Raw genomic sequence first — 7,919 nt, 5'->3', positions numbered from 1 at the left:
CCGTCATCGGTCCGGAAGCCCGCATCGAGCCGCACGCGCACATCTGCGCGGGTGCGGTCATCGGCGCCGGCGCCCACATCGGCGTCCGCACGCAGGTGGGCCACAACGCCCGGATCGCGGTGGGATCCCTCATCGGCGACGACGAGGTCATCAACGACGGCGAGGCCGTCGCGACCGATCGTCGAGGGCTGCGTCTGGCCGCCTGAGCGCCGCGTCCCGGCACACACGACCCGCACGCCTCTTCGGAGCGTGCGGGTTTTCGTTTGCGCCGGCGGCCCCTCCTCCTCAGGCGAAGATCGCCAGGATGAGACCGATGAGCGGCAGCGTCCCCTGGATGCTCGCGGGGCGGAGGTACTTCCTGCCCGACGTGATGAGGACGAGGGCTGCGGCGAGCATCGACCCGAGCGAGAAGATGAGCAGCGTGCGTCCGGCGACGTCGCCGATGCCGTTGACCACCCAGAACCCGATGCCGGCCGCCGCCCCGATCGCGAGGAACAGGTTGTAGAAGCCCTGGTTGTAGGCCATGGGCTTCGTCACGTCGGCGGCCTGCTGATCGGCGATGCCGAAGACCTTCCACGTCTTCGGCTGCGTCCACCGGACGCTCTCGAGCACGAAGATGTACACGTGGAGCAGGGCTGCGAGTCCCGCGAAGACGAGCGCCAGGATGCCGATCATGCGTTCAACGGTAATGCCGCGACTAGCCTGGAGACATGGCGAACGGTGGCGGGTCACGCGGTCGCGGCGGAACTCCCCGCCGCGCACAGGGTTCGAAACCCGCACCCGCCACGCGGGGTTCCACCTCGAAGGCGAAGCCGAAGCCCGCCCCGAGGCCCCCGCGCGAAGCACCGCGAACCTTCGTGCTCGGCGCGATCCCCGGCGCCACGCCGGGCAAGTGGGTCGGTCTCTGGCGCGAGCGGATGCCGCGGGTCGCCCTCGAACTGCGCGAGATCGCCGTAGCGACGCAGGTGGCCGCACTCGAGGAGGTCGACGCCGCTCTGGTGCGTCTGCCGCTGGCGGCCTCAGACGATCTTCACGTCATCTCGCTGTACGAAGAGCAGCCGGTGGTCGTCATGTCGACGGATTCGCACCTGACCGCAGCCGACGAGATCGAGCTCACCGACCTGGCCGGCGAGATCCAGATCACGCCGGGCGACGACGTGCTGCATCTCGAGATCCCGGATGCCGTCGCCCCGAGCTTCGCGCCGCCGACCGATACCGCCGAGGCGATCGCGACCGTCGCGGCGGGCGTCGGGATCGTCGTGGTGCCGATGTCGCTCGCCCGGGCTCATCAACGTCGCGACGTGGAGTACCGCGTACTCCGCGACGGACCGGTCTCCACGGTCGCGCTGGCCTGGCTGCGCGAGCGGACGACACCTGACGTCGAGGAGTTCGTGGGTATCGTGCGCGGACGCACCGCGCGCTCCTCGCGCTGACGCTCCGCCCCCACGCATGAACGCGATCCGCGCGCATGATCGCGCCCTGCTCGCGTTCATGCGCGCGAAGAGCGTTTCTGCGTGAGAATGCGACAGAGAACATCGCGCGGCGCATGCGGCGATTGCCGGCGAAAACGCCCGGGTGGCATTCGTTCGCCCGCAGGACGAATCGAATTCACCCGTCGCGTCCCCGCCGGTCACGCCGCGCTCGTAGTTTTCCTCCGTCTCACGTCGGCCGTTCCGGTCGCCCCTCCCGAGAGACCCGAGAGGAAACCATGTCATTCCCGAGCCTTTCCGCCGGCCGCACCGTCGCCGGACTCGCCCTCGTCACGGCCGCGGCGCTCACGCTCGCCGGTTGCGCGGGCGGCACCGCCGACTCCTCCGCCGACGGCGGCGTCGACGCGAAGACCGCGACCAGCGTCGCCGCCTTCGGCACCCTCGCCGACCTCGAGACCGCGGCCAAGGCCGAGGGCCAGCTCAATGTGATCGCGCTGCCGCGCACGTGGGCCAACTACGGCGAGATCCTCGACCTCTTCGCCCAGCGCTACCCCGAGATCACGATCAACGAGCAGTCGCCCGACGTCTCCAGCGCCGAAGAGATCCAGGCCGCGACCGCCAATGAGGGTCTCGACACCGCGCCCGACGTCTTCGACCTCGGCCTGGCCGTGGCCCTGCAGAACACCGACAGATTCGCCGCCTACAAGGTGCAGACCTTCGACGACATCCCCGACGCCCTCAAGGAGTCGTCGGGTCTGTTCGTCGGCGACTACGGCGGATACATGTCGATCGGCTACGACTCCGCGCGCTTTCCCGCGCCGACCCAGCTCAGCGACCTGCTGAAGCCGGCCTACAAGGGCGCCGTCGCGATCAACGGCGACCCCACGCAAGCGGGTTCCGCTTTCGCCGCGGTGGGCCTCGCGACCGTGCAGAACGACGGCACGCTCGATGACTTCGCGCCCGGCATCGAGTTCTTCGGCGAGCTGAACAAGGCCGGCAACGTCCTCAAGGTCGACCCCACCGACGCCACGATCGCCAGCGGCGAGACCCCCGTGGTCTTCGACTGGGACTACCTCAACGCCGCTCAGGCGTCGGCCGTGCCGTCGTGGAAGACCGTGGTGCTGCCCGGCACGGGTTACGCCGGCTACTACAACCAGGCGATCAACAAGGACGCCCCGCACCCCGCCGCCGCGCGCCTGTGGCAGGAGTTCCTCTACAGCGACGAGGTGCAGAACCTCTGGCTCAAGGGCGGCGCTCGTCCCGCGCGCATGGAAGCCATGAGCTCGGCCGGCACCATCGATGAGACGCTCGCTGCGGCGCTGCCGACGGCGCCGAGCGACACCGTCGTGCCGACCGAGGCCCAGTCGACCACGGCCGGCGAGACCCTCGGACAGAAGTGGGCGACGGCGGTCCAGTGACCGTTCTTGACCAGGTCGTCGTCCCCGCGACGCCGGAGCAGTCCGCTCCGGCGCCGCGGGGCGCGGCGCGCCGGAGCTGGGCGTGGCTCGGACTCGTTCCCTTCGGCGTCTACGTGGTGCTCTTCCTCGCCCTGCCCACCGTGCTCGCGGTGGGCTCGGGCTTCGTCGGTCGCGGCGGTTCCTTCACGCTCGACAATGTCGCCGCGCTCTTCGATCCGCTCGTGCTGTCGACGTTCGCCAACTCCGCGTGGGTGTCCCTCGTGACGGCGGTGATCGGCGCCGTCATCGGCGCCCTGGTGTGCTGGGCCCTGCTCGGGCTCGCCGAGACGGGTGCCGTGCGGACCGCCGTGGACGCGGCATCCGGAGTCCTCGCGCAGTTCGGCGGCGTGATGCTCGCCTTCGTGCTCATCGCGGCGATCGGTGCGCAGGGAGTGGTGACGGCGATGCTGCGCCAGCTCACCGGCATCTCGCTGTACGAGAACGGCGTGTGGCTCTACGACCTGCCCGGGGTGATCGTGGCCTACCTCGTGTTCCAGATCCCGCTCATGGTCCTGACGTTCATGCCGGCGCTCGCGGCCCTCAAACCGCAGTGGGTCGAGGCGCACCTGACGCTCGGCGGTACGCGCGGCGGGTTCTGGCGCCACGTCGGCATCCCCGTGCTCGCGCCCTCGTTCCTCGCGAGCCTGCTGCTGCTGTTCGCGAACGCCTTCTCGTCGTACGCGACCGCCGCAGCTCTGGCCAGCCAGGGGTCGCAGATCGTGCCCCTGCAGATCCGCGCGGCCCTGACCAGCGAGACCGTGCTCGGGCGCGAAAACCTCGCGGGTGCGCTCGCCCTCGGCATGATCATCGTGGTCGCCGTCGTCATGGTGGTCTACGCGCTCATCCAGCGACGTGCGGCGAGGTGGCAGGCGTGAACCCCCTCGCTCCCCCGCGCGCCGCGCGCTGGATCATCGCGATCGTCGTCGGCCTCGCCTTCGTCGTACCGTTCGCCGCCACCGCGCTCTTCACGCTCACGCCGCTGCCCGGCGGTTCCGGGCTGTCGATCGATCGATGGGCCGGCATCTTCGACCCGGCCAACGCGGTGAAATACCGACCGATCTGGACGGGGCTCGGCAACTCCCTGATCCTCGCCGCCGTCACCGTCGCCCTCGTGCTCGGACTCTTCACCCCGACCCTGGTGCTCGTCGCGCTCGCCTTCCCGCGCCTGCGGCGGGTGTTCGAGTTCGTCGCCCTCCTGCCGATCTCGATCCCCGCCATCGTGCTGGTTGTGGGGCTCACGCCGATCTACCTGCAGATCGGACGCACGCTCGGCACCGGAGCGTGGACGCTCGCCTTCGCCTACGGCATCCTGGTGCTGCCCTTCGCCTACCGCTCGATCCAGGCGTCGATCGACGCCATCGACATCACGACCCTGTCCGAAGCCGCCCGCACGCTGGGCGCAGGCTGGGGCTCGGTACTCTTGCGCGTCATCGTGCCCAACCTGCGGCAGGGTCTGCTGGCGGCCGCCCTCATCTCGGTCGCGGTCGTGCTGGGAGAGTTCACGATCGCCTCGCTGTTGAACCGGCAGACGCTGCAGACCGCGCTCGTCGTGGTCAACAAGCAGGACGGCTACGTCGCGGCGATCTTCACCCTGCTCGCGCTGGCGTTCGCGTTCGTGCTGCTGCTCATCATCGGCCGCGTCGGACGCATCGGCGCCGGCGCCGGAAGGAAGACCTCATGACCACCGCCGACACCCCCGCCCGCGCTCTCCCCGACACCGCAGCGAGCGCCCTCGTCCCGAGCGCGAACGCCGGCGTCGAGCTGCGCGGGGTCGTGAAGGAGTACGGCTCGACGCGCGTGCTGCACGGCGTCGACCTCGACGTCGCTCCCGGCGAGTTCGTGTCGCTGCTGGGCCCCTCGGGCTGCGGCAAGACGACGGCCCTGCGGGTGCTCGCGGGGCTCGAACAGGCCAGCGGGGGCGAGGTGCGCATCGGCGGGCGCGATGTCTCGGCCGTGCCGACGAACAAGCGCGACATCGGCATGGTGTTCCAGTCGTACTCGCTCTTCCCCCACCTGCGCGCGCTCGAGAACACCGCCTTCGGCCTCCGCCGCCGCGGCGTGGGCACCGCCGAAGCCCGCCGCCGGGCGGGCGACGCGCTCGACCTGGTGGGACTCGGCCACCTCGCCGACCGCTACGCGCACCAGATGTCGGGCGGTCAGCAGCAACGCGTGGCGCTGGCGCGTGCCCTGGTGACCGAGCCGCGTGTGCTGCTGCTCGACGAGCCGCTGTCGGCCCTCGACGCCAAGGTGCGCGTTCAGCTGCGCGACGAGATCCGCCGCATCCAGCAGCGCCTGGGCACCACGACCGTCTTCGTCACGCACGACCAGGAGGAGGCGCTGGCCGTGTCCGACCGCGTCGCCGTGATGGGCGCCGGCCGCATCCTGCAGGTCGGCAGCCCCGAAGAGCTCTACACGCGCCCCGCGACCGCAGAGGTCGCGGCCTTCGTGGGGTCGTCGAGCCTGGTGCCCGGCATCGTCGCCGGCGACACGGTCGAGGTGTGGGGTCGACGCCTGCCCCTGCTCGCCACGGCTGAGGCGGGGCCCTGCGAGGTGTTCGTGCGCCCCGAGAACGTGCGTCTCGTCGGCACGGGCGAGGAGGGCGAGGATGCCGTGGTGGAGCAGACCACGTTCCTCGGCAGCATCCGCCGCTCGCTGCTGGCGACTTCCGAGGGATCACGCGTGCACGTGCAGCACAGCGCCGGCCTGGGGCTCGCGGTCGGTGACCGCGTGCGCGTGCGCCTCGACGACGTCGCCGTGCTCACGCGGCCCGTCGCCGACTGACGCCCGCGCGATCGGCATCCGCCCCGCCCGTCGCACACGGGCCCGCGCCCTGCCGGCCCGGCCCCCGTCCCGCTCATGAACGCGATCGGCACGCGTGAACGCGCTCTCCCCGCGTCCACGCGTGTGGATCGCGTCTTCGCGTGTGGGGCGGGCCATCGGGCCGCGGCGCGCACCCAGGTGTCCCTGCGTTTCCCGCCTCGCTCGGTGGAGTCCGGAGCCGCATAGAATCCCTGGGTGACTCCGCTGCCCCTTCTCTACGTCTGCGCTCGCCCTCAGCGCGACGCGGCCGTGGCGGAGTGGGCCTCGTTCCGCGACGGGCTGGGGGTATCGGGCGACGACCTCGTGCACCACGATCTGGTGCGCGAGCCTCTGCCGGCCGACCTCGAGCGCTACGCCGCCGTCGTCGTGGGCGGCAGCCCGTTCAACGTCACGGCCACCGACAAGACGGCCGAGCAGGTGCGGCTCGAGCGCGACCTCGAGCGCCTGGCCGCTGCCGGAATCGAGGGACGCACGAGCGTCATGTTCACCTGCTTCGGCATCGGCGTGGTCACGCGCCTGCTCGGCGGAGTCGTGACGCTGCAGCATCCCGAAGACACCGGTCCTGCCGAGATCGTGTTGACCGAGGCCGGGCGGTCCGACGAGCTCTTCGGCATCCTGGCTCCCCGTTTCCAGGCCTACACCGCCCATAAGGAGGGCACCGCGACCGTCCCGCCCGGGGCCACCCTGCTGGCGTGGAACGACGCGTGCCCCGTGCAGGCCTACCGCGCCGGGGCAGCGCTCTGGGCGACGCAGTTCCACCCCGAGCCGACGGCCGAGGCCTTCATCGCCCGTATGCGCGTCTACCGCGAGGCCGGCTACTTCGACGCCGACGCCTTCGACGAGGTGTCGGCGCAGGTGCGCACGGCGTCGGTCGAGCAGCCGACGCTGCTGCTGCGGTCGTTCGCCGCCCGCGCCGTCGCCGCCTGAGGCTACGGCGTCGGTCGCGGCGTGGGCGCCGCATCCTGCCGCGTTCGGAGATGTCAACCCCGACCGACCGATTTACCTAGCTTATCTAGTGTTCTTCCCATGAACGCAACAGCTCAGTGGCGGGGCTCGGACCTCGCGCGTCAGATCGTCGTCCTCTCCGCGGTGTCGTTCATGCTGATCGCGGCCGTCATCGGCGCGGGCGCCTTCGGCAACACCGCCGTGCAGGATCAGCAGGGCGGCGCGCTCAACACCGACGGCTCCTACCTCGCTCCTGCGGGCCCCGCCTTCTCGATCTGGTCGATCATCTATCTCGGCCTGATCGTCTACTCGATCTGGCAGGCGCTCCCCCGACAGCGCGCGAACCCGCGCCAGCGCGCCCTCGGTTGGCTGATCGCCCTCACGATGACGCTGAACGGCCTGTGGCTGGTGGCTGCGCGCTTCGGCACCCTCTTCCTCACCGTCGTCGTGATCGTGCTGCTGCTCGCCGCTCTCGGCTGGACCTTCCGCGTCGCCGTCGCGACCCGCGAACCGCGCGGTGGCGTCGTCGACTCGGTGCTCATCGACGGTGTCACGGGCCTGCACCTCGGCTGGGTCACCCTCGCCACCGTCGCCAACACCGCGGCGTGGCTGACGAGCTTCGTGCCCGCCGACTGGGAGAGCGCAGCGGATGCCATCGGCATCGCCGTCCTCATCGTGGTGGCCCTCATCGGTCTGGCGATCGCGTGGCGCAGCTCGTGGCGCGTGACACCCGCGATCGCCCTCGCATGGGGTCTGAGCTGGCTCGCCGTGGAGCGCTTCACCGGCGAGCCGCAGAGCGGCCCGATCGGGGCGACCGCGATCGTCGTGGCAGCGGTCGTGCTGTTGCCGCCGGCGATCATCAGCGTGCTGCGCCTGATCCGGCCGAGCGTCGACTGAGCCGGACCCGCCCGGCGGCGGCGTCACCGACCCTTCTGCGCGTGGTCGCAGCACTCGGATACCTCGACCGAGGTCGATCTGACGCGCGATCTCATCGCGGGCTCGGCCGACGCCTGCTCGGGATTGGTGTCGGCTCGTTCGTCGTGCTCGTGCTCTCCGCCGGGGGCCTGTCCGCGCTCTCCGCGTGAGCGGGGTCAGCGGGCGGTCAGCTCCAGCACCACCGCCTGCTGCGGGTTCTGCACGGGCGGACGGATGCCGGCCTCGGCCAGCTGCCGGCCGGTCAGCACCGTGTCGTCGTGGGCCCACGGCAGCGGCGACTGCGCCGGTTCCTGCACGACCCCGCCGGGGGTGATCAGGCGGACCCGGTACG

Annotated in this window: 8 protein-coding genes and 1 pseudogene; 8 read left to right on the top strand and 1 reads right to left on the bottom strand. The window is 71.0% G+C overall.

The genetic code is table 11. The annotated features are described in order from the left end of the window. Positions 1 to 206: pseudogene (locus QZ433_RS14150) on the top strand (transferase); the annotation flags it as partial. A gap of 79 nt (positions 207 to 285) precedes the next feature. On the opposite strand, the gene QZ433_RS14145 reads toward QZ433_RS14150, so the two are convergent. Further along, entirely contained in the window at positions 286 to 675 is a 390-nt protein-coding gene (locus QZ433_RS14145; protein WP_295784672.1) for a DUF1304 domain-containing protein, read from the bottom strand. A gap of 182 nt (positions 676 to 857) precedes the next feature. On the opposite strand from QZ433_RS14145, the gene QZ433_RS14140 reads away from it, so the two are divergent. From QZ433_RS14140 to QZ433_RS14110, 7 genes are all read left to right on the top strand, one after another. Continuing rightward, positions 858 to 1,433: a LysR substrate-binding domain-containing protein gene (locus tag QZ433_RS14140; protein ID WP_295784670.1), complete on the top strand. Its 576-nt coding sequence runs from the start codon at positions 858 to 860 to the stop codon at positions 1,431 to 1,433. A gap of 275 nt (positions 1,434 to 1,708) precedes the next feature. Beyond that, positions 1,709 to 2,848, top strand: a complete 1,140-nt coding sequence (locus QZ433_RS14135) for an ABC transporter substrate-binding protein (protein WP_295784668.1) — start codon at positions 1,709 to 1,711, stop codon at positions 2,846 to 2,848. A 113-nt stretch (positions 2,849 to 2,961) separates the two neighbouring features. After that, positions 2,962 to 3,762 (top strand): ABC transporter permease subunit, encoded by an 801-nt coding sequence (locus tag QZ433_RS14130; RefSeq protein ID WP_295784674.1) that lies wholly within the window; start codon positions 2,962 to 2,964, stop codon positions 3,760 to 3,762. Continuing rightward, positions 3,759 to 4,568, top strand: coding sequence for an ABC transporter permease subunit (locus tag QZ433_RS14125; RefSeq protein WP_295784666.1), 810 nt, complete (start codon positions 3,759 to 3,761; stop codon positions 4,566 to 4,568). The genes QZ433_RS14130 and QZ433_RS14125 overlap by 4 nt, the downstream gene beginning before the upstream one ends. Next, entirely contained in the window at positions 4,565 to 5,668 is a 1,104-nt protein-coding gene (locus tag QZ433_RS14120) for an ABC transporter ATP-binding protein (protein WP_295784664.1), read from the top strand. The genes QZ433_RS14125 and QZ433_RS14120 overlap by 4 nt, the downstream gene beginning before the upstream one ends. A gap of 234 nt (positions 5,669 to 5,902) precedes the next feature. Beyond that, positions 5,903 to 6,634, top strand: coding sequence for a GMP synthase (locus tag QZ433_RS14115; protein WP_295784662.1), 732 nt, complete (start codon positions 5,903 to 5,905; stop codon positions 6,632 to 6,634). Positions 6,635 to 6,733: 99 nt separating this feature from the next. Further along, the gene (locus QZ433_RS14110) at positions 6,734 to 7,549 is read left to right on the top strand and encodes a tryptophan-rich sensory protein (protein WP_295784660.1); all 816 of its coding nucleotides are present in this window, start codon (positions 6,734 to 6,736) and stop codon (positions 7,547 to 7,549) included. The last annotated feature ends 370 nt before the right edge of the window (positions 7,550 to 7,919 follow it).

This window comes from uncultured Microbacterium sp. (assembly GCF_913776565.1).
Taxonomy (GTDB): Bacteria; Actinomycetota; Actinomycetes; order Actinomycetales; family Microbacteriaceae; genus Microbacterium.
This window is presented reverse-complemented; position numbering and strand designations above follow the sequence as displayed.

Bases quoted from the DNA above. Each gene is read 5' to 3' on its own strand.
- QZ433_RS14120 (WP_295784664.1), top strand. From the start codon at position 4,565: ATGACCACCGCCGACACCCCCGCCCGCGCTCTCCCCGACACCGCAGCG.
- QZ433_RS14110 (WP_295784660.1), top strand. From the start codon at position 6,734: ATGAACGCAACAGCTCAGTGGCGGGGCTCGGACCTCGCGCGTCAGATC.
- QZ433_RS14145 (WP_295784672.1), bottom strand. From the start codon at position 675: ATGATCGGCATCCTGGCGCTCGTCTTCGCGGGACTCGCAGCCCTGCTC.
- QZ433_RS14135 (WP_295784668.1), top strand. From the start codon at position 1,709: ATGTCATTCCCGAGCCTTTCCGCCGGCCGCACCGTCGCCGGACTCGCC.